The organism is Pseudomonas gessardii (genome assembly GCF_001983165.1).
GTDB lineage: Bacteria > Pseudomonadota > Gammaproteobacteria > Pseudomonadales > Pseudomonadaceae > Aquipseudomonas > Aquipseudomonas gessardii.
The window spans coordinates 19,347-39,842 of record NZ_MNPU01000027.1 but is presented as its reverse complement, the minus strand read 5'-3'; the positions used below and the strand labels follow the sequence as shown (position 1 = coordinate 39,842).

Annotated in this window: 19 protein-coding genes; 11 read left to right on the top strand and 8 right to left on the bottom strand. The window is 59.9% G+C overall.

The annotated features are described in order from the left end of the window. Positions 1-7 precede the first annotated feature (7 nt). Both lolA and BLL38_RS18445 read right to left on the bottom strand, forming a co-directional pair. Positions 8-631 (bottom strand): outer membrane lipoprotein periplasmic chaperone LolA, encoded by a 624-nt coding sequence (lolA, locus tag BLL38_RS18450; RefSeq protein ID WP_029293564.1) that lies wholly within the window; start codon positions 629-631, stop codon positions 8-10. 57 nt (positions 632-688) lie between these two features. Further along, entirely contained in the window at positions 689-3,097 is a 2,409-nt protein-coding gene (locus BLL38_RS18445) for a DNA translocase FtsK (protein WP_029293562.1), read from the bottom strand. A gap of 520 nt (positions 3,098-3,617) precedes the next feature. Between BLL38_RS18445 and aat the strand changes: the two genes are divergently transcribed. The 3 genes from aat (at position 3,618) to infA (ending at position 5,380) form a co-directional block, all read left to right on the top strand. Next, positions 3,618-4,298, top strand: a complete 681-nt coding sequence (gene aat, locus BLL38_RS18440) for a leucyl/phenylalanyl-tRNA--protein transferase (protein WP_076963823.1) — start codon at positions 3,618-3,620, stop codon at positions 4,296-4,298. 55 nt (positions 4,299-4,353) lie between these two features. After that, complete coding sequence (locus BLL38_RS18435; RefSeq protein ID WP_076963822.1) at positions 4,354-5,061, top strand: arginyltransferase; 708 nt, start codon at positions 4,354-4,356, stop codon at positions 5,059-5,061. A gap of 100 nt (positions 5,062-5,161) precedes the next feature. Then, positions 5,162-5,380 (top strand): translation initiation factor IF-1, encoded by a 219-nt coding sequence (gene infA / locus BLL38_RS18430; RefSeq protein WP_002553999.1) that lies wholly within the window; start codon positions 5,162-5,164, stop codon positions 5,378-5,380. Positions 5,381-5,617: 237 nt separating this feature from the next. Here the strand turns inward: infA and clpA are convergent, their stop codons facing one another. Beyond that, on the bottom strand, positions 5,618-7,888 hold the full coding sequence (gene clpA, locus BLL38_RS18425) for an ATP-dependent Clp protease ATP-binding subunit ClpA (RefSeq protein ID WP_070995983.1): 2,271 nt from the start codon (positions 7,886-7,888) through the stop codon (positions 5,618-5,620). A gap of 29 nt (positions 7,889-7,917) precedes the next feature. Then, positions 7,918-8,286 (bottom strand): ATP-dependent Clp protease adapter ClpS, encoded by a 369-nt coding sequence (gene clpS, locus BLL38_RS18420; RefSeq protein ID WP_029293391.1) that lies wholly within the window; start codon positions 8,284-8,286, stop codon positions 7,918-7,920. A 224-nt stretch (positions 8,287-8,510) separates the two neighbouring features. Between clpS and cspD the strand changes: the two genes are divergently transcribed. Next, positions 8,511-8,807, top strand: coding sequence for a cold shock domain-containing protein CspD (cspD, locus tag BLL38_RS18415; RefSeq protein ID WP_076963821.1), 297 nt, complete (start codon positions 8,511-8,513; stop codon positions 8,805-8,807). A gap of 78 nt (positions 8,808-8,885) precedes the next feature. Here the strand turns inward: cspD and icd are convergent, their stop codons facing one another. Next, positions 8,886-10,142, bottom strand: coding sequence for an NADP-dependent isocitrate dehydrogenase (gene icd / locus BLL38_RS18410; RefSeq protein ID WP_076963861.1), 1,257 nt, complete (start codon positions 10,140-10,142; stop codon positions 8,886-8,888). Positions 10,143-10,637: 495 nt separating this feature from the next. Here icd and BLL38_RS18405 point away from each other — a divergent pair, with 495 nt between their 5' ends. Then, positions 10,638-12,863 carry an NADP-dependent isocitrate dehydrogenase gene (locus tag BLL38_RS18405; protein WP_076963820.1) on the top strand — a complete coding sequence of 742 codons (2,226 nt, stop codon included), beginning with the start codon at positions 10,638-10,640 and terminating at the stop codon, positions 12,861-12,863. Between the two features lie 51 nt (positions 12,864-12,914). Here the strand turns inward: BLL38_RS18405 and BLL38_RS18400 are convergent, their stop codons facing one another. The 3 genes from BLL38_RS18400 to BLL38_RS18390 all read right to left on the bottom strand — a co-directional run bounded on the left by BLL38_RS18400 (position 12,915) and on the right by BLL38_RS18390 (position 14,771). Beyond that, on the bottom strand, positions 12,915-13,415 hold the full coding sequence (locus BLL38_RS18400) for a LysR substrate-binding domain-containing protein (protein ID WP_076963819.1): 501 nt from the start codon (positions 13,413-13,415) through the stop codon (positions 12,915-12,917). A 12-nt stretch (positions 13,416-13,427) separates the two neighbouring features. Then, on the bottom strand, positions 13,428-13,796 hold the full coding sequence (locus BLL38_RS18395; protein WP_076963818.1) for a LysR family transcriptional regulator: 369 nt from the start codon (positions 13,794-13,796) through the stop codon (positions 13,428-13,430). 78 nt (positions 13,797-13,874) lie between these two features. Further along, on the bottom strand, positions 13,875-14,771 hold the full coding sequence (locus BLL38_RS18390) for a DMT family transporter (protein ID WP_076963817.1): 897 nt from the start codon (positions 14,769-14,771) through the stop codon (positions 13,875-13,877). 275 nt (positions 14,772-15,046) lie between these two features. Here BLL38_RS18390 and BLL38_RS18385 point away from each other — a divergent pair, with 275 nt between their 5' ends. The 6 genes from BLL38_RS18385 (at position 15,047) to BLL38_RS18360 (ending at position 20,462) form a co-directional block, all read left to right on the top strand. Beyond that, complete coding sequence (locus tag BLL38_RS18385) at positions 15,047-15,493, top strand: NUDIX hydrolase (protein ID WP_076963816.1); 447 nt, start codon at positions 15,047-15,049, stop codon at positions 15,491-15,493. Between the two features lie 59 nt (positions 15,494-15,552). After that, positions 15,553-16,677: a tRNA 2-thiouridine(34) synthase MnmA gene (gene mnmA, locus BLL38_RS18380; RefSeq protein WP_076963815.1), complete on the top strand. Its 1,125-nt coding sequence runs from the start codon at positions 15,553-15,555 to the stop codon at positions 16,675-16,677. Continuing rightward, entirely contained in the window at positions 16,674-17,297 is a 624-nt protein-coding gene (gene hflD, locus BLL38_RS18375; protein WP_076963814.1) for a high frequency lysogenization protein HflD, read from the top strand. Before mnmA ends, hflD begins: the two co-directional genes overlap by 4 nt. A gap of 125 nt (positions 17,298-17,422) precedes the next feature. Further along, positions 17,423-18,793: an adenylosuccinate lyase gene (gene purB, locus BLL38_RS18370; protein ID WP_076963813.1), complete on the top strand. Its 1,371-nt coding sequence runs from the start codon at positions 17,423-17,425 to the stop codon at positions 18,791-18,793. Between the two features lie 84 nt (positions 18,794-18,877). Beyond that, entirely contained in the window at positions 18,878-20,047 is a 1,170-nt protein-coding gene (locus tag BLL38_RS18365; protein ID WP_076963812.1) for a ribosomal protein uL16 3-hydroxylase, read from the top strand. Next, the gene (locus BLL38_RS18360) at positions 20,040-20,462 is read left to right on the top strand and encodes a GNAT family N-acetyltransferase (protein ID WP_076963811.1); all 423 of its coding nucleotides are present in this window, start codon (positions 20,040-20,042) and stop codon (positions 20,460-20,462) included. The genes BLL38_RS18365 and BLL38_RS18360 overlap by 8 nt, the downstream gene beginning before the upstream one ends. Positions 20,463-20,496 lie beyond the last annotated feature (34 nt).

Genomic DNA, 20,496 nt, shown 5'->3' with positions numbered 1-20,496 from the left:
CTGCGTTTTACTCCTGGATCACATCGGCACCCTTGGGGATGTCGAACTTGAACGTGGAGGCCGGAACCGGCTCATTGGCCTTGACCCCGGTGAACAGGATATTGGTGCGCTGGCCGACACTGTCAACCAGTTGCATATCATTGATCACGCCGTTGCGAAACGACAGGCGCAGGCTGTCGAACAGCGTGTCCTTGGACTTGGGCTTGAGGGTGAAGTCGATCACGTTGCTTTGTTGCTTGGACGTGATCTCGAAACTCTCGCTGATCTGCGACACATCACCCGACAGCAGCAAAGCCGGGGTCTGGCTCAGGCGCGGGTCGAGGGTCTTGATGGTCGCCTGCTCCAGGTCCGGGTCCCACAGCGTGACTTTCTTGCCATCGGAAACGATGGTCTGCTCGTTGGGCGCGTCGGTTTTCCAGAAGAACAGGCCTGGACGCTGCACGGCCATTTCACCGGCCGTTTCCTGCAACTGCGTGCCGCCACCGTCCAGGGTCAACTGGGAGAAGCGCGCAGTCAGGGTCTTGGATTTGTCCAGCAGGTTGGTCAGGCTCGCGACAGATGCCTGGTCGGCGTGGGCCGAAAACGCGGTCAGGGCCAATGCCGGCAACAACAGCATGCGGATAAGACGCATGGGAGTCCTCATAGAATGATGTGAAAGGCGCGCCGCGTGCTGCCACGCGGCGCGAGGTCAGTCGCGCATCGGCCCGGGCGCGATCACTTCGCGCGAGCCGTTGGTGTTCATGGCCGTGACGACGCCGGCCATTTCCATGGATTCGATCATACGCGCGGCACGGTTGTAGCCGATCTTCAGTTTACGCTGCACCGCCGAGATCGAGGCGCGACGGCTTTCCAGCACGAACGCCACCGCTTCGTCGTACAGCGCGTCGGTCTCGGCATCATCGTCGCCGCCACCGCTGCCACCGTCGAAGCCGCTGCCGGCCTCCTCGACACCCGCCAGGATATCGTCGTTGTATTCCGGCGCGCCGCGCAGTTTCCACGCCTCGACCACACGATGCACTTCGTCATCGGAAACGAAGGCGCCATGAACGCGGATCGGCAGGCTGGTGCCGGGCGGCATATAGAGCATGTCACCATGACCCAGCAGTTGCTCGGCGCCACCCTGGTCGATGATGGTCCGCGAGTCGATCTTGCTCGATACCTGGAACGCCATGCGGGTCGGGATGTTGGCCTTGATCAGGCCGGTGATCACGTCCACCGACGGCCGCTGGGTCGCGAGGATCAAGTGGATCCCCGCAGCACGGGCCTTTTGTGCGATACGGGCGATCAGCTCTTCGACCTTCTTGCCGACGATCATCATCATATCGGCGAATTCGTCGACCACCACGACAATGGTCGGCAGCTTGGTCAGCAGCGGCGCTTCATCGTGAATGCTTTCGCGCTTGTACAGCGGGTCGGTCAAGGGCGTGCCGGCGTCCTGGGCTTCCTTGACCTTGGCATTGAAGCCGGACAGGTTACGCACGCCCATCTTCGCCATCAGCTTGTAGCGCCGCTCCATCTCGGCCACGCTCCAGCGCAGGGCGTTGGCAGCGTCCTTCATGTCGGTCACCACCGGGCACAGCAGGTGCGGGATGCCTTCGTAGATCGACAGTTCGAGCATCTTCGGGTCGATCATGATCAGCTTGGCGTCTTCCGGGCCGGACTTGAACAGGATCGACAGGATCATTGCGTTCACCCCCACCGACTTACCGGAACCGGTGGTACCGGCAACCAGCAGGTGGGGCATTTTCGCCAGGTCCGTGATGACCGGCTTGCCGCCGATATCGTGCCCCAGGGCCAGGGTGACCGGCGACTTGAAGTTGTCGTATTCCGGGGTCGACAGCACTTCGGAGAAGCGCACGATCTGCCGGTCTTCGTTGGGAATCTCGATGCCCACGGTGGTCTTGCCGGGGATCACTTCCACCACACGCACGCTGGTCACGGCCAGGGAACGCGCCAGGTCCTTGGCCAGGTTGGCAATACGGCTGACCTTGACCCCAGCGGCCGGCTGGATTTCGTAACGGGTAATCACCGGGCCAGGGTGGATCGAGTCCACCGACACCTCGACGCCAAACTCCTTGAGTTTGATTTCCAGCAGATGGCCGACGGCCGCCAGGGATTCCGGGGAATAGTTGAGCTGTTTCTTTTCGGCCGGGTCGAGGATCGAGATCGGCGGCAAGGTGCCTTCGACGGCGCTGTCGATAAACAGCGGCGCCTGTTTTTCCTTCTGCACCCGATGGCTGGGCTCGGGCGCCTTGACCGGCGCGGGAGCGATAACCGGCGGCACTTGCTTCTCGCGGTCGGACATGTGCTTGGTCAGGGCCTGCTCGCGTTCGATCAGGCGTTCCTTGACCTTGGCCTGCTCACGGCGGTCCGGCGTACTCGGGGCCACCACTTCATTGACCCGAGTGTCGACTTCACGCAACTGCGCCACCATACGCTTGCGGTCCACACGGGCGGCCCACCAGCGGTTGGCGGCGCCCTGGAACAGCTCGAACAGGTCGAGGGTGATCTTGCCGGTCACATCCATGACCTTGAACCACGACAAGTCGGTAAATACCGTCAGGCCAAACAGGAACAGGGCAATGAACATCAGCGTGCTGCCCTGGATATTCAGGGTCTTGCGGGCCAGGTCACCGAGGCTTTCGCCCAGGGCCCCACCCGCACCCGCCGGCAGGCCGGTCGGGGCATGGAAGTGGATATGCGCCAGCGCCGCGCCCGACAACACCAGGAACACCAGGCCGATCAGGCGCCAGGAAAACAGCCAACCGCTCCACTGCCACGGCTCATGGCGCTGGCGGAAGATCTGCCAGGTCTTGATCGCCAGCAACAACGGGAAGATATAGGCGAAATAGCCGAGGATCATGAACAGGATATCGGCGCTGTAGGAACCCACAGGCCCGCCGAAGTTCTGCACATCGTCGATCTTGCTGTTATGGCTCCAGCCCGGATCATCCTTGCCATAGGTCAACAAGGCCATCATCAGGAACAGGCATAAAGCACCGATGGCAATCAGCGCGCCTTCCTTGAGCCGATAGTGCAAGTGCTGGCGCCAGGCCGGTACCACTGCTGTTTTGGGTGCTGCGGCGGATTTCTTCAAAACGGGTCTTTTCCTGCGCCTTAAGCGCGTCCAACAGTTGAATGACGATAAAAATACTGCCCAATCCGGGCAGATGAAAAGTGAACGAGCGTCGTCAAGCGTCCTTTAACACTCCGAGACTGAATCATGAACGGGCGTTAACGCCAGCCCACAAGGACATCGTGTCGCCATTGTACGGGTTTGTGTGCCCGTTGCCACGCTGCCGGCCTCGCTCAGGAAACCTAGGCAAGCGCATTGGCCATACGCCTCAATTTGAGCATGCATTGTCTTTACTGACAAAGGCTTATGAGCTGTTTTTAGCAGACTGGACAAGCTTTGCCCCGCATTCCCGCCCAACGGATGGCGAGATGACGCGATTACGACCGCATCACCGCTGTAGAGTTGCAGAAACACCCGCTCATGCATCAGGGTACGGATTACGTGATCGGGCTGGCCGAGTGGCGCCGGGTCGACAATAATCACTGCCTACGCGGCGGGCTCCGGCCTGTCACCGCCCTCCCCTTCCGTAAGCCCGACTACCATGCTCACCTGGTTGCAACGCAACACCCTGACGTTTCCACCGCTGGCCAAGGCCATGCGTGAACCCAACGGCCTGCTGGCAGCCGGCGGCGACCTGTCCGCCGACCGCCTGGTCCAGGCCTATCGCCATGGCTGCTTCCCCTGGTTCTCGGAGGGCCAGCCGATCCTGTGGTGGTCGCCAGACCCGCGCACGGTGCTGTTCCCCGCCGAGCTGCACGTGTCCCGCAGCCTCGCCAAGCTGCTGCGCCAGCAACGCTATGAGGTGACCTTCGACCAGGACTTTGCCGCCGTCATCCAGGCCTGCGCTGCCCCTCGCAGCTATGCAGACGGCACCTGGATCACCAAGGCCATGCAAAACGCCTACCTGCAACTGCACCAGCGGGGTTATGCCCATTCCGTCGAGGTATGGGACCAGGGCGAACTGGTCGGCGGCCTGTATGGCCTGGCCATGGGCCGGCTGTTTTTTGGCGAATCGATGTTCAGCCGCGCAGACAATGCCTCGAAATACGGCTTCGCCACCCTCGTCAGACAACTGCAGGCCTGGGGCTTTGTGCTGATTGACTGCCAGATGCCCACCGACCACCTGCACAGCCTCGGCGCCCGCGCCATCCCCCGCAGCGACTTTGCCGGCTACCTGAGCGACCACCTTGATCAAGCCAGCAGCGGGCCATGGGTTTCTTAGGCGACATGCGCACACCTGGCTTACACTTATTTCAACGCTTATCCGAGGGTTGATCATGACCGAGTTGGCGCGCTTGAAGTTTTATGCCACTCAACCCCACTCTTGCAGCTACCTGCCCGAAGAACAGGCCACTACGCTGTTCCTCGACCCCAGCCAGCCGATGGACGTGCATGTGTATGCCGATCTGTCAGAGATGGGCTTTCGGCGCAGCGGCGACCACCTGTACCGGCCGCACTGCCAAAACTGCAACGCCTGTGTGCCGGCGCGTATCCCCGTGGGGCAATTCTTGGCGGACCGTAATCAAAAACGCATCCTCAAGCGTAATGCCGACCTGACCGTGACCCCCGCCAAGCCCGGCTTCAGCGAAGAGTACTTCGATCTCTACCAGCGCTACATTGAACAACGCCACGCCGACGGCGACATGTTCCCCCCCAGCCGCGACCAGTTTTCCACGTTTTTGGTGCGTGACCTGCCATTCTCGCGCTTCTACGAGTTCCGCCTAGAAAGCAAACTGTTGGCGGTCGCGGTCACGGACCTGCTGCCCAATGGCTTGTCGGCGGTCTACACCTTTTACGAGCCCGCCGAAGAACGCCGCAGCCTCGGGCGCTTTGCCATTTTGTGGCAGATCGGTGAAGCCGCCCGGCAAAAACTGGACGCGGTGTACCTTGGATACTGGATCAAAAACTGCAAAAAGATGAACTACAAGACCCAATATCGGCCCATTGAGCTGCTGATTAATCAAAGATGGGTCACGCTTAACTAGAACCCCTTGGCTTGAACACCCTTTTTCGGGCACAATGCACGCCGCTTTTGCCTGGCGCAGTTGCACCGGGCCATTCACTGGATACCGAGGGCTTTACTGCATGTCGAAAGAAGACAGCTTCGAAATGGAAGGCACTGTCGTCGACACCCTGCCCAACACCATGTTTCGCGTGGAGTTGGAAAATGGGCACGTCGTAACCGCGCATATCTCCGGCAAGATGCGCAAGAACTACATTCGTATTCTTACCGGTGACAAAGTGCGCGTCGAGCTGACGCCCTATGACTTGAGCAAAGGGCGCATCACTTACCGCGCTCGCTAAACAAGTCAATACAAGACGCCCGGTTATGCCGGGCGTTTTTGTGTGTGGGATTTAACCAGCACCGCAGAATGAGTGTGGGAGCTGGCTTGCCTGCGATAGCGGAGTGTCAGCCAACAGGCCTGTGACTGACACTCCGCTATCGCAGGCAAGCCAGCTCCCACATTTGATCTTCATTGACTGGGATTTGGCGGGCAGCAAAAAGGCGCCTTTCGGCGCCTTTTCTATTGCTGTCAAACATCAGGCCATTTCGGCCGTGGTCTCGAACTCGAAGGTCAGCTCGCCGTCCTTCAAGTCGATATGCACCACGCCACCATGGTCGGAAAGCTCGCCGAACAGGATCTCTTCGGCCAGTGGCCGCTTGATCTTGTCCTGGATCAGGCGCGCCATTGGGCGGGCGCCCATTGCCGCGTCGTAGCCGCCCTCGGCGATCCAGCTGCGTGCCGCTTCCGTCACCTCCAACTGCACACGCTTGTCTTCCAACTGCGCCTGCAGCTCGGTAAGGAACTTGTCCACCACGCTCTTGATCACCTCATGGCTGAGGCGACCAAACTGGATAATGGTGTCCAGGCGGTTACGGAATTCCGGCGTGAAGCTCTTCTTGATCACTTCCATCGCATCGGAAGAGTGATCCTGATGAGTAAAGCCAATGGAAGCCCGCGCGGCCGTCTCGGCACCGGCGTTGGTGGTCATGATCACGATGACGTTGCGGAAGTCCGCCTTGCGCCCGTTGTTGTCGGTCAGGGTCCCGTGGTCCATGACCTGCAGCAGCAGGTTGAAGACTTCCGGGTGGGCCTTTTCGATTTCATCGAGCAGCAGTACGCAATGCGGCTGCTTGGTGATCGCCTCGGTCAACAGGCCGCCCTGGTCGAACCCGACATAGCCCGGAGGCGCACCGATCAGGCGCGACACGGTATGCCGCTCCATGTATTCGGACATGTCGAACCGCACCAGCTCAATGCCCATGGCCTTGGCCAACTGCCGCGCCGCTTCGGTCTTGCCGACGCCGGTAGGGCCGGCGAACAGGAACGAACCCACCGGTTTATCCGGCGACTTGAGGCCGGCCCGGGACAGCTTGATCGCCGTCGACAGCGAATCAATCGCCGCATCCTGGCCAAACACCGTCAGCTTGAGGTCGCGCTCCAGGTTACGCAGCAGCTCCTTGTCGGAACTGGTGACGTGTTTTGGCGGGATTCGCGCAATTTTCGCCACGATATCCTCGACCTGCGCCACTTCAATGCGCTTCACCCGCTTCTCGACCGGCTGCAGGCGCTGGTAAGCCCCCGCTTCGTCGATCACATCGATGGCCTTGTCCGGCATATGCCGGTCATTGATGTAGCGCGACGCCAGCTCAGCGGCCGCACGCAACGCCTCATCGCTGTACTCGATGCCGTGGTGCGCCTCGAAACGCCCTTTGAGCCCACGCAGGATACCAATGGTGTCTTCGACCGACGGCTCGGACACATCGACTTTCTGGAAGCGACGCGCCAGGGCACGGTCTTTCTCGAAGATCCCGCGAAACTCCTGGAACGTGGTCGAGCCGATGCAGCGGATATCCCCCGAAGACAGCAGCGGCTTGAGCAGGTTGGACGCATCCATCACCCCACCGGAAGCCGCACCGGCGCCAATGATCGTGTGGATCTCATCAATGAACAAAATCGCCTGCGGACGCTTTTTCAGCTCGCCAAGCAATGCCTTGAAACGCTTTTCAAAGTCGCCACGGTACTTGGTCCCGGCGAGCAACGCGCCCAGGTCAAGGGAGTACACAACGCTATTGGCCAGCAGGTCAGGCACCTGGTTATCAACAATGCGCTTGGCCAGGCCTTCGGCAATCGCGGTCTTGCCCACGCCTGCCTCGCCCACCAGCAGCGGGTTGTTCTTGCGACGGCGCGCGAGGATCTGCGCAACACGCTCAACTTCCATCTCGCGCCCCACCAGCGGGTCGATCCGCCCCTGGCGCGCCAGTTCGTTGAGATTGCTGGCGTAGGCATCCAGCGGGTTGCTTGAAGAAGAAGACTCACCGCCCTCGTCGTCCTGCATATCCTGCTCACCCTCGGAGTGATCGCCATGCCCTGGCACTTTCGAGATGCCATGGGCGATGTAGTTGACGACATCGATACGCGCCACGCTCTGCTGCTTGAGCAGGAACACTGCCTGGCTTTCCTGCTCGCTGAAGATGGCAACCAATACATTGGCGCCGGTCACTTCACGTTTGCCGGAGCTCTGCACATGGAACACGGCGCGCTGCAACACCCGCTGGAAGCCCAGGGTTGGCTGGGTCTCACGGTCCTCGTCATGCACGGGGATCAGTGGCGTGGTGGAGTCGATGAACTCCTGCAGGTCATGCTTGAGCTTGTCGAGGTTGGCGCCACACGCACGCAGAACCGTGGCGGCAGCTTCGTTATCCAAAAGTGCCAGCAGCAGGTGCTCGACGGTCATGAATTCATGACGCTTCGAGCGGGCCTCCTTGAAGGCAAGATTGAGGGTGACTTCGAGCTCGCGGTTTAACATAGCTTCACCTCATACCCAAGTGGTCGGCGTTAACCGTCCTTCTCGATTTCACAGAGTAGCGGATGCTGGCTTTCCCTGGCGTACTGGTTGACCTGCATGGCCTTTGTCTCGGCGATGTCACGGGTAAACACTCCACATACTGCCCGTCCTTCTGTATGAACGGCCAGCATTACCTTGGTCGCCAACTCGCGGTTCAGATTAAAAAACACCTCGAGTACTTCGACGACGAAATCCATCGGCGTGTAGTCATCATTGAACAAAACCACCTTGTACATCGGTGGTGCCTGTAAAGCAGGCTTGGCCTCCTGAACAGCGATGCCTGCAGAACCGTCATCGTCTTCTAGATGATCCGGGCGATCCTGATTGAATGTTAGTCGAATCTGGCTGAATGCATGCATGGAAAGAAAGGTTCGTCAGTTGTGCATTTACAGTGATGGGGGCGACCTGTCAGAAATTCAACTCCGACCGACTGGTCACCTTGACTATCGGCAAAACGGTGTTACAACCAATAGAACCCACAGTGGGTAAAAAAGGTCCGCGCAGTCAACCTTATTTATTCGGGTTAGGACGGATAAACTGGATGATACTCCAGTGATGGAGTCTGGTGCAGAGGGATATGGGTATGTCTGGCGTCAAGATCAGTGGCAAGGTCAAATGGTTCAATAATGCCAAGGGCTACGGCTTCATTAATGAAGACGGCAAGGAAGAAGACCTTTTTGCGCATTACTCGGCGATCACCATGGAGGGTTACAAAACGCTGAAAGCAGGCCAACTGGTGACCTTTGAAGTCATCCAGGGCCCCAAGGGCCTGCATGCTGTCGAAATTTGTGCAGCAACGGCTCCGCCTGGAAAATCCCACGAAGACAAGCACGACAAGGCAGACAACTGCGCTCATTCCAAAAAGAAGCAAACGGCCTGATCAGCCACTGAGTAGCAACCCTGCAAAAAAAACGGCCATCCCGAGCAATCAGGATGGCCGTTTTTTATAGCTTTGGATTTACATATGCGAAATCAACGCATCGCCGAAGCCCGACGACGACACTAGCTTGGCGCCCTCCATCAAGCGCTCGAAGTCATAGGTCACGGTCTTGGCCGAAATCGCCCCGTTGGTGCCCTTGATGATCAGGTCAGCCGCTTCGGTCCAGCCCATATGGCGCAGCATCATTTCCGCCGATAGGATCAGTGAGCCCGGGTTGACCTGGTCCTTGCCGGCATATTTTGGTGCCGTGCCGTGGGTGGCTTCAAACATGGCCACGGTGTCAGACAGGTTGGCGCCCGGTGCAATACCGATGCCCCCCACTTCTGCCGCCAGGGCGTCGGACAGGTAGTCGCCGTTGAGGTTCAGGGTGGCGATCACATCGTATTCGGCCGGACGCAGCAGGATCTGCTGGAGCATGGCGTCGGCAATCGCATCCTTGACCACCACATTGCGGCCGGTGCGCGGGTTCTTGAACTGCATCCACGGCCCGCCATCGAGCAGGGTCGCACCGAACTCTTCGGCCGCCACTTCGTAGGCCCACTCCTTGAAGGCACCTTCGGTGAACTTCATGATGTTGCCTTTGTGCACGATGGTCAGCGACTCACGGTCGTTATCCACCACATATTGCAGGGCCTTGCGCGCCAGGCGCTTGGTGCCCTCCTTGGAAACCGGCTTGACGCCAATCCCGCAATCCTGGTCGAAACGGATCTTGGTGACGCCCATTTCCTCTTTGAGGAACTTGATGACCTTGATGGCTTCCGGCGAACCGGCCTTCCACTCGATGCCGGCGTAAATATCCTCGGAGTTCTCACGGAAGATGGTCATGTCCACATCGCCGGGCTTCTTGACCGGGCTTGGCACACCTTCAAACCAACGCACCGGGCGCAGGCAGACATACAGATCCAGCTGCTGGCGCAGGGCCACGTTCAGCGAGCGGATACCGCCCCCGACCGGCGTGGTCAGCGGGCCCTTGATGGAAACCACGTAATCCTTGACCGCGTCCAGGGTTTCCTGGGGCAGCCAGGTGTCCTGGTCGTAAACCTGAGTGGCCTTCTCGCCGGCATACACCTCCATCCAGGAGATTTTGCGCTTGCCGCCGTAGGCCTTGTTAACAGCTGCATCGACCACCTTGATCATCACCGGGCTGATGTCGACGCCAATACCGTCACCTTCGATGAAAGGGATGATCGGGTTGTCAGGAACATTGAGAGAATGGTCTGCGTTGACGGTGATTTTGTCGCCGACTGCCGGAACCTGAATCTTCTTGTATCCCATGCTGAACTCCGTTTGTGGATTGAACATCTGGCTGTGCCCGAGCCTACTCCAGTTGAATGTGGACTGGAACCTTGCGCCCGGCACATTTGCTGCGAAAAACCTAGATTTAGTGGTCTACAACCTTGAAAAAAAAGGGAAAAACGCCAAACTTGAGCACTACGTGCGACTTTAGGCGCAATCCGGTCCCTGCGACCTTTAGACCAATGGACGACCCACCTTTTGTATGAAGGCTCGGCGTAAGCATAGCGACCTATGTATAATGCCGCCGCTGACCAAAGAGTCACGATGGCCGACCGCTCTATATCGAGCACCTGCGCCTGAAAAAGCCGGGCTGCCACCGTAGCCCACCCGCTTGACGCTCGACTGATGCAACCCAACATCACCGCGAAGAAACATCGACATTCGGCTCATGGATGACTTTGAACGAACGCGCTTTACCCGGCGCATCTCGAGTTTCCGCGCACGCTTTTAGCAAAGAAGAGAGTTAATCCGAATATGCCCACCCGCTCGAAGATCATCTATACCTTCACCGACGAAGCCCCAGCCCTCGCCACCTATTCACTGCTGCCTATCGTAGAGGCCTTCACTGCTTCCGCTGATATTGAAGTGGAAACCCGCGATATCTCCCTCGCAGGGCGCATCCTCGCAAGCTTCCCCGAGCAACTGGGCACCAAGGCCGTTGCGGACCACCTCGCCGAACTGGGCGCCCTGGCCGTAACCCCTGAAGCCAATATCATCAAGCTGCCCAACATCAGCGCCTCGACCCCGCAGCTGCAAGCCGCGATCAAGGAACTGCAGGCCCAGGGCTACGCCCTGCCGGACTACCCGGAAACCGTAACCACCGACGCGGAAAAAGAAACCCGTGCACGTTACGACAAGGTCAAGGGCAGCGCCGTGAACCCGGTCCTGCGCGAAGGCAACTCCGACCGCCGCGCGCCCCTGTCGGTCAAGAACTACGCACGCAAGCACCCGCACAAAATGGGCGCCTGGGCCGCTGACTCCAAGTCCCACGTGGCTCACATGAGCAACGGCGACTTCTACGGCAGCGAAAAAGCCGTACAGATCGAAGCGGCCGATGCTGTCAAAATCGAGCTGGTCGGCAAGGATGGCAGCACCACCGTCCTGAAAGAAAAGACCAGCGCACTGGCCGGCGAAATCCTCGACAGCGCCGTGCTGAGCAAGAACGCCCTGCGCGCGTTCATTGCCGCCGAAATCGAAGACGCCAAGCAACAGGGCGTGCTGCTGTCGGTTCACCTCAAAGCCACCATGATGAAGGTCTCCGACCCGATCATGTTCGGCCAGATCGTTGCCGAGTTCTATAAAGACGCCCTGGCCAAGCACGCGACCGTGCTGGAAGAGATCGGCTTCAACCTGAACAACGGCATCGGCGACCTGTACGCCCGCATCAAGGCCCTGCCGGCCGACCAGCAAGCGCAGATCGAAGCCGACATCCAGGCGGTCTACGCCGCTCGCCCATCGCTTGCGATGGTCAACTCCGACAAAGGCATCACCAACCTGCACGTGCCGAGCGACGTGATCGTCGACGCCTCGATGCCCGCCATGATCCGTGACTCCGGCAAGATGTGGGGCACTGACGGTCAGTTGCACGACACCAAGGCCGTGATCCCGGATCGCTGCTACGCCACCATCTACCAGGCGGTCATCGAAGACTGCAAGGCCCATGGCGCCTTCGACCCTACCACCATGGGCAGCGTGCCAAACGTTGGCCTGATGGCGAAGAAGGCCGAAGAGTATGGCTCCCACGACAAGACGTTCCAGATCAAGGCTGACGGCGTCGTCCGCGTCACCGACAGCAAGGGCAAGCTGCTGATGGAACAGTCGGTTGAAGCCGGCGATATCTTCCGCATGTGCCAGACCAAAGACGCGCCGATCCAAGACTGGGTCAAACTGGCCGTCAACCGCGCCCGCGCCAGCAACACCCCGGCCATTTTCTGGCTGGACCCACTGCGCGCCCACGACGGCGTCGTGGTCGAGAAAGTCCAGGCCTACCTGAAAGACCACAACACCGAAGGCCTGGACATCCGCATCATGTCGCCGGTCGACGCGATGAAGTTCACCCTGGAACGCACCCGCAAGGGCCTGGACACCATCTCGGTGACCGGCAACGTACTGCGCGACTACCTGACTGACCTGTTCCCGATCATGGAACTGGGCACCAGCGCCAAGATGCTGTCGATCGTACCGCTGATGAACGGTGGCGGCCTGTTTGAAACCGGCGCTGGCGGTTCGGCGCCAAAGCACGTGCAGCAACTGCTGGAAGAAAACTTCCTGCGCTGGGACTCCCTGGGCGAATTCCTGGCCCTGGCAGCCTCCCTTGAGCATTTGGGTGTGAACTACAACAACCCGAAAGCCCTGGTACTGTCCAAGACCCTGGACCAGGCCACCGGCCAGTTCCTCGACAACAACAAATCGCCATCGCGCAAAGTCGGCAACATCGACAACCGCGGCAGCCACTTCTACCTGGCACTGTACTGGGCCCAGGCCCTGGCCGCCCAGACTGAAGATACCGCGCTGCAAGGGCAATTCGCTCAACTGGCAAAAACCCTGGCCGAGAACGAAGCAACCATCGTTGCCGAACTCAACGCCGTACAGGGCAAGCCAGTGGACATCGGCGGCTACTACGCACCGAATCCTGAGCTAACCAGCAAGGCTATGCGCCCGAGTGCTACGCTCAATGCTGCGATTGCTGCGTTGAAGTAATGCTGTAAGGGCGACATCACACACCCCGGCCATGTGCCGGGGTTTGTGTTTTCAGCCCTTTAAAACCGCGCCGTACTCCGCACGCCAGGCGTTTTCAATAATCGCCAGTAACTGCGACCGATACCAAGGCTCCCAACCCGGCCTCTGTTTGAGCCCGACACCAAACCTGGGTAGCGCCGGCAGATGCGAAAGCGCTTCCAGGCTTTTCAAGCCCTGCACCTGGGCAAACCCGGGCAACAACGTTACACCAACCCCAGCCTGGACCGCCGAACGCAACGACACCAGGTCCTCGGATTCATACACACAGCGCCATCTGATACCGCTCTCCTCTAGGCGCCGGATCGCCAGACTCCTGAATATGCAAGGCGCCTTGAACAAGGCCAGCAAAACTTCCTGCCCCTCGGCAGGCACGGCGGCCTGCTTGCCACCCAGCCATTTCAGCGAAAGCGTATGTAAAGGCTCCCCGGCGACCTTTGGCAGCTCATCAATCATCAGGCCAATATCAATTGCGCCCTCATTGAACGCTTGCGCAAGCACCAGGGAGCGCGCCACCTTGACCCCGATTCACACCGACGGCAATTCAACGGCCACCGCTGCAATAACACGCTGCAGAATCTCCTCGCAAAAATATTCAGGGATACCGAGCGCCACCGACTCCTGGGTGCGACTGACATCAAACAACCTCCCGACCTTATCGTTGACCTCCAGGATCTGCTGGGCATAACCGATCAGCCGCTCACCTTCCAGGGTCAGCAACACCTGGCGGTTATCGCGAACAAAAAGACCGACACTCAGCAACTCCTCCAACCGCCGGATCTGTTGGCTGATAGCAGGTTGCGTCAGGCTCAGCGCCTCGGCGGCCCGGGTAAAACTGCCCAGCTGCGCAACCTTGAGGAAGCTGCGCAGGGACTGAATATCAAGATTGATTCTCATGGCACACCGAAGCGAGTGAGTAAATGCGCCCGAGCATTAGTGCAAGGCTGCGCCCCTGTCTGTCAAGAACGCTAGCCCCTAACGGGCACGCGCATGATTCATCATGTAAACGCCAACCCCGGACACCACAAAACCTGCAATCGCCAGTGCACCAGGGACTTCACCCAGGGTCATAGAGGCCATGATCTGCGTGACCGCAGGAATCACATGGAACAGATTGGTAGCCTTGCTCGCTTCACCGCGACGAATCATCAGATACAACAGCGTCAGTGCACCTACCGAGTTCATCAGGGTGATCCAGGCCACCGAAGCGGCGAAGGGTGCCCATTCGGTGACTTGCATGGTTTCTGTGGTGTAGGCCAACACCAGCATTACCAACGACGCGGTGACCATCTGAATGAAGCACCCCACCCACAGGTTGACCACACCGAGAAAGCGCTTTTGATAGAGCGTGCCGAGCGTAATTCCCACCAGAGCCAGACCTACTGCGCCATAACCGCCAATTGATGCCTCGGAGCCAAAAAAACTGTTGGCCACAACAATGGCGACACCGCCAACGCCCAGGATCGAGCCCGGCAGGTCACGCCAACTTAATTGCTCACCCAGGCAGAAATAGGCACCGATTACGACGAAAACTGGCATCAGCCCGACAATCAATGCCGCCTGCCCCGCAGGAACCCCCTGACTGATTCCGGTGTAAAGGCCACCGAACTGCAGAGCTTGCAGGAGGACGCCCACTGCTGCTGCATGAAGGTAAGGTGCTGGCCGTTTTGGCCATTGCGCCTTGATAGCGAGCGCCACCCCCAGAAAAACCAAAGCCGCCAAAGCAAAACGGTAGAACGTCATGGTGAAGGGCTCGCCATAACGCACACCAAATGCTCCGCCGATATAACCAGAACTCCACAGCAGGATGAAGGCAATGGGCAGCGGCGACGTAAGACGCACTTCGTAGCCTTTGTGGGCAATCTGATTCATGACACTCTCCAATAACGACTGTTCTGGAGAAGTAAGCTGCGCTCCCGCCTGGCTCCGGTAAAATCACATAATGTCAGGCACACCATGCAGATTGCTTATGCAGCACAATCTCACTGAATAAACCGCATCAAAATGTGGGAGCGGGCTTGCTCGCGATAGCGGTAGTTCAGCCAACATATTCGGCGACTGATACAGCGCCATCGCGAGCAAGCCCGCTCCCACACAGACTGCATTCCAGCCTAAAGACCGCGTCGCACTTTAAACTGAGGCTTTCCATGACCTGGCAACCCCACATCACCGTCGCCACCATCGTCGAAGACAATGGCCGCTTCCTCATGGTCGAAGAGCTCAAGGGCGGCCGCGCCGTGCTCAACCAGCCTGCCGGCCATCTCGACCCGCACGAAACCCTGACCGAAGCCGCCGTGCGCGAAACCCTTGAAGAAACCGGCTGGGACGTCGAAGCCACCGGTGTCGTCGGCCTCTACCTATATACCGCCCCCAGCAATGGCGTGACCTACCAGCGGGTCTGCTTCATTGCCAAGGCCCTGCAACACCACCCGGACTATCAGCTCGACGAAGGTATCGTGCGCGCCCGCTGGCTGAGCCGTGACGAGCTGATGGCCCTGCGCGACGACTGGCGCAGCGAGCTGATCATCCGCTGTATCGATGATTATCTGGCCGGTCACTGCCACAGTCTCGAACTGATCCGCCCTTCTCTTTAGCCTTGCGGGCTCGGGCCTGCTAGAATCGCGTCCTTTTTCAAGACACCCGTTGAAATCCTATGCGTGATCCAGCCCCTTCTGACACACAAAAGAAGCGCGTCATCGTCGGTATGTCCGGCGGCGTGGATTCTTCCGTTTCCGCCGTTCTGCTCATGGAGCAGGGTTATGAGGTGGAAGGCCTGTTCATGAAGAACTGGGAGGAAGACGATGGAACGGAATACTGCACCGCCATGGACGACCTGGCCGACGCCCAGGCCGTGTGCGACAAGATTGGCATCAAGCTGCACACCGCCAACTTCGCCGCCGAGTACTGGGACAATGTGTTCGAGCACTTCCTGGCCGAATACAAGGCCGGCCGCACGCCGAACCCGGACATCCTGTGCAACCGCGAAATCAAGTTCAAGGCGTTCCTCGATTACGCCATGATCCTCGGCGCCGACCTGATTGCCACTGGCCACTATGTGCGCCGTCGCGATATCGATGGCCGCACCGAATTGCTCAAGGGCCTGGACCCGAACAAGGACCAGAGCTACTTCCTGCACGCCGTGGGCGGTGAACAGATCGCCAAGACCCTGTTCCCGGTGGGTGAGCTGGAAAAACCCGAAGTGCGCAAGATCGCCGAGAAACACGGCCTGGCCACCGCCAAGAAAAAGGACTCCACGGGGATCTGCTTTATTGGCGAGCGCCGCTTCAGTGACTTTCTCAAGCAGTACCTGCCGGCACAGCCGGGCGAGATCAAGACCACCGAAGGCGAAGTCATCGGCCGTCACCACGGCCTGATGTACCACACCATCGGCCAGCGCCAGGGCCTGGGCATCGGCGGCCTGAAAGACGCCGGTGACGAGCCGTGGTACGTGCTGGTCAAAGACCTGGCAAATAACGTGCTGATCGTCGGCCAGGGCAACGAGCATCCGCTGTTGTTCTCCGGTGCGCTGCTGGCCTCGGAGATCTATTGGGTCAACCCGATCGACCTGAGCAGCCCGCGCCGTCTGACCGCCAAGGTGCGCTACCGCCAGAGCGACCAGCCCTGCACCCTGGAAAAAACCGCCAATGGCTACCGCGCCACGTTCGATGACCCGCAACGCGCGGTCACGCCCGGCCAGTCCGTGGTGTTCTACGACGGTGAGATCTGCCTGGGGGGCGGCGTGATTGAAGTCGCCGAACCCTGGAGCACCCCGGCATGAGCCCGACCCAGGAGCAATTGACGGCACTGGGCGGTGTATTTCTCGCCGCCGTGCTGGTGGACAAGATCGCCAAGACCGGCCAGGTGACCGAGGCCGGCATGACCTGCATGCTCGGCAGCCTGCTGGTGGTCGACCCGAAGGACACCCTGGACGTGTACGGCGGCGATGACCTGAGCCTGCGCGAAGGTTATCGCGCCCTGATCGGCGCCCTGGAGCGCGACCCGAGCACCCTGCAGCGCGAGCCACTGCGCTATGCCTTGTCGATGCTCGGTCTTGAGCGGCAACTGGCCAAGCGCGACGATCTGCTGGAAACCATCGGCAAGCGCCTGCCGCAGATCCAGTCCCAGGTCGAGCACTTCGGCCCGGCCCACGAGAACGTGATCGCCGCCTGTGGCGCTTTGTACCAGGACACCTTGAGCACCTTGCGCCAGCGGATCCAGGTCCACGGCGACATGCGCAACCTGCAACAGCCCAACAACGCCTCGAAAATCCGCGCCCTGCTGCTGGCCGGTATTCGTTCGGCGCGGTTGTGGCGGCAGTTGGGCGGTCATCGTTGGCAGTTGGTCATCAGCCGTCGCAAATTGCTCAAAGAGCTTTACCCGTTGATGCGCAACGAATAAGTCGCAGCCACGGGCCATTTTCAAGCCGTTACGCGTAATACGCCGGTCAGTTGGCAACGGACCGGCGGATTTTTTCATGTATGATACGCGCCCCATTTCGTTGCCCGACTGTCCGAGAACACCCCATGCAGCTCTCTTCGCTCACTGCGGTTTCCCCTGTTGACGGCCGCTACGCCGGCAAAACCCAGGCCCTGCGCCCTATTTTCAGCGAATACGGCCTGATCCGTGCTCGTGTACTGGTTGAAGTGCGCTGGCTCCAGCGCCTGGCCGCTCACCCCGCCATCAGCGAAGTGCCGGCGTTCTCCGCCGAGGCTAACGTTGTACTGAACACCCTGGCGGAAAACTTCTCCCTGGAGCACGCCGAGCGTGTGAAAGAGATCGAGCGCACCACCAACCACGACGTCAAGGCCATCGAGTACCTGCTCAAAGAACAAGCGGCCAAGCTGCCGGAACTGGCCCAGGTCAGCGAGTTCATCCACTTTGCCTGCACCAGCGAGGACATCAACAACCTGTCCCACGCCCTGATGCTGCGCGAAGGCCGTGATGACGTGATGCTGCCCCTGATGCGCCAGACCGCCAACGCTATCCGCGAACTGGCCATCCGCTTCGCCGACGTGCCGATGCTGTCGCGCACCCACGGCCAGCCGGCCTCGCCGACCACCCTGGGCAAAGAACTGGCCAACGTGGTGTACCGCCTGGAGCGCCAGATCGCGCAAGTGGCCGCCGTGCCATTGCTGGGCAAGATCAACGGCGCCGTGGGCAACTACAACGCCCACCTGTCGGCCTACCCCGAGATCGACTGGGAAGCCAACGCCCGCGCCTTCATCGAAGACGAGCTGGGCCTGGGCTTCAACCCGTACACCACGCAGATCGAACCCCACGACTACATCGCCGAGCTGTTCGACGCCATTGCGCGCTTCAACACCATCCTGATCGACTTCGATCGCGATATCTGGGGCTACATCTCCCTGGGCTACTTCAAACAGCGCACCATCGCGGGCGAAATCGGCTCGTCGACCATGCCGCACAAAGTCAACCCGATCGACTTTGAAAACTCCGAAGGCAACCTGGGCATCGCCAACGCCTTGTTCCAGCACCTGGCCAGCAAGTTGCCGATCTCCCGCTGGCAGCGCGACCTGACCGACTCCACCGTACTGCGCAACCTCGGCGTGGGCTTTGCCCATAGCGTGATCGCGTACGAAGCCAGCCTCAAAGGCATCAGCAAACTGGAACTCAACGCGCAGAAAATCGCCGCTGACCTGGACGCTTGCTGGGAAGTCCTGGCCGAGCCGATCCAGACGGTGATGCGTCGCTACAACATCGAAAACCCGTACGAAAAGCTGAAAGAGTTGACACGCGGCAAGGGCATCAGCCCCGAGGCGCTGCAAACTTTCATCGACGGCCTGGACATGCCAGCCGCGGCCAAGGCCGAGCTGAAACTGCTGACCCCGGCCAACTACATCGGCAACGCTGTAGACCAAGCCAAACGCATCTGATTGCGGCTTGACCCCTTGAGACGCCCGGCAGCGCCGGGCGTTTTTATTCCCGTCTGAAAAGTGCTTTTTTTCAATAGGTTACACATGAATCCTGATATTCCTCTTCAACTTCTGGGCGGCATCACGGCACGGGAATTCCTGCGCGACTACTGGCAGAAAAAACCGCTGCTGATCCGCCAAGCCATCCCTGATTTCGAAAGCCCGATCGATGCCGACGAACTGGCCGGCCTGGCGCTGGAAGAAGAAGTCGAGTCGCGCCTGGTGATCGAGCACGGCGAGCGCCCATGGGAACTGCGCCGCGGCCCGTTTGCCGAAGACGCCTTCAGCACCCTGCCCGAGCGCGAGTGGACCCTGTTGGTGCAGGCGGTCGACCAGTTCGTACCGGAAGTGGCCGAGCTGCTGGAGCAGTTCCGCTTCCTGCCAAGCTGGCGCATCGACGACGTGATGATCAGCTTTGCCGCCCCCGGCGGCAGCGTAGGTCCGCACTTCGATAACTACGACGTGTTCCTGCTGCAAGCCCAGGGCAAGCGCAACTGGAAGATCGGCCAGATGTGCAGCTCAGAGAGCCCGCTGCTGCAACACGCTGACCTGCGCATCCTCGCCGAATTCGAGGAGAGCGCCGAATGGGTCCTGGAGCCGGGCGACATGCTCTACCTGCCGCCGCGCCTGGCGCACTTCGGCATCGCTGAAGATGACTGCATGACCTACTCGGTTGGCTTCCGCGCACCAAGCGCTGCCGAAGTGCTGACCCACTTCACCGACTTCCTCAGCCAGTACCTGACGGATGAAGAGCGCTACACCGACGCCGACGCCCAGCCCGTCAGCGACCCGCACCAGATCCAGAGCGACGCCCTCGACCGCCTGAAAAGCCTGCTGGCCGAGCACATGAGCGACGAGCGCATGCTGCTGACCTGGTTCGGCCAGTTCATGACCGAGCCGCGCTACCCGGAACTGGTCGCCGGCCCCGAAGAATTGGCGCAGGATGAAGTCATCAGCAGCCTGGAAGACGGTGCAGTACTGATCCGCAACCCAAGCGCGCGCCTGGCCTGGTCGGAAGTGGACGACGACGTACTGCTGTTCGCCAGCGGCCAGAGCCGTTACCTGCCGGGCAAACTGCGCGAACTGCTGAAGATGATCTGCGCTGCCGATGCCCTGCACGTGGACAACCTGGGTCCGTGGCTGGCCGATGAAGATGGCCGCGACCTGCTGTGCGAACTGGTCAAGCAAGGAAGCCTGGGGTTTGCCGATGAATAAAATTCACGTAAGTGTCGCGGACTGGCATAAGGATATCGCCGAGATTCGGCGCATTCGTGAAGCGGTGTTTATCGCTGAACAATCGGTCCCGCCTGAGCTGGAATGGGACGCAGACGACGCCGGGGCCATGCATTTCCTCGCGTTTGAAGGCGACTTTCCCATTGGCACCGCTCGCTTGCTGCCCAGCGGCGAGATCGGTCGCGTGTCGGTCCTCAAGGACTGGCGCGGGCTGAAAGTCGGCGACAAGCTGATGGAAGCGGTGATTGGCGAGGCCGAGAAACGCGGCCAGACCCGGCAGTTCCTCAGCGCGCAGGTGTATGCCGCGCCGTTTTATGAGCGACTGGGCTTCAAGATCGTCAGCGGAGAATTCCTGGAAGTCGGGATTCCCCATGTTGATATGGAGCGCGAGGGTTGATTTAAGACCGTGGCGCGGCCATCGCAGGCAAGCC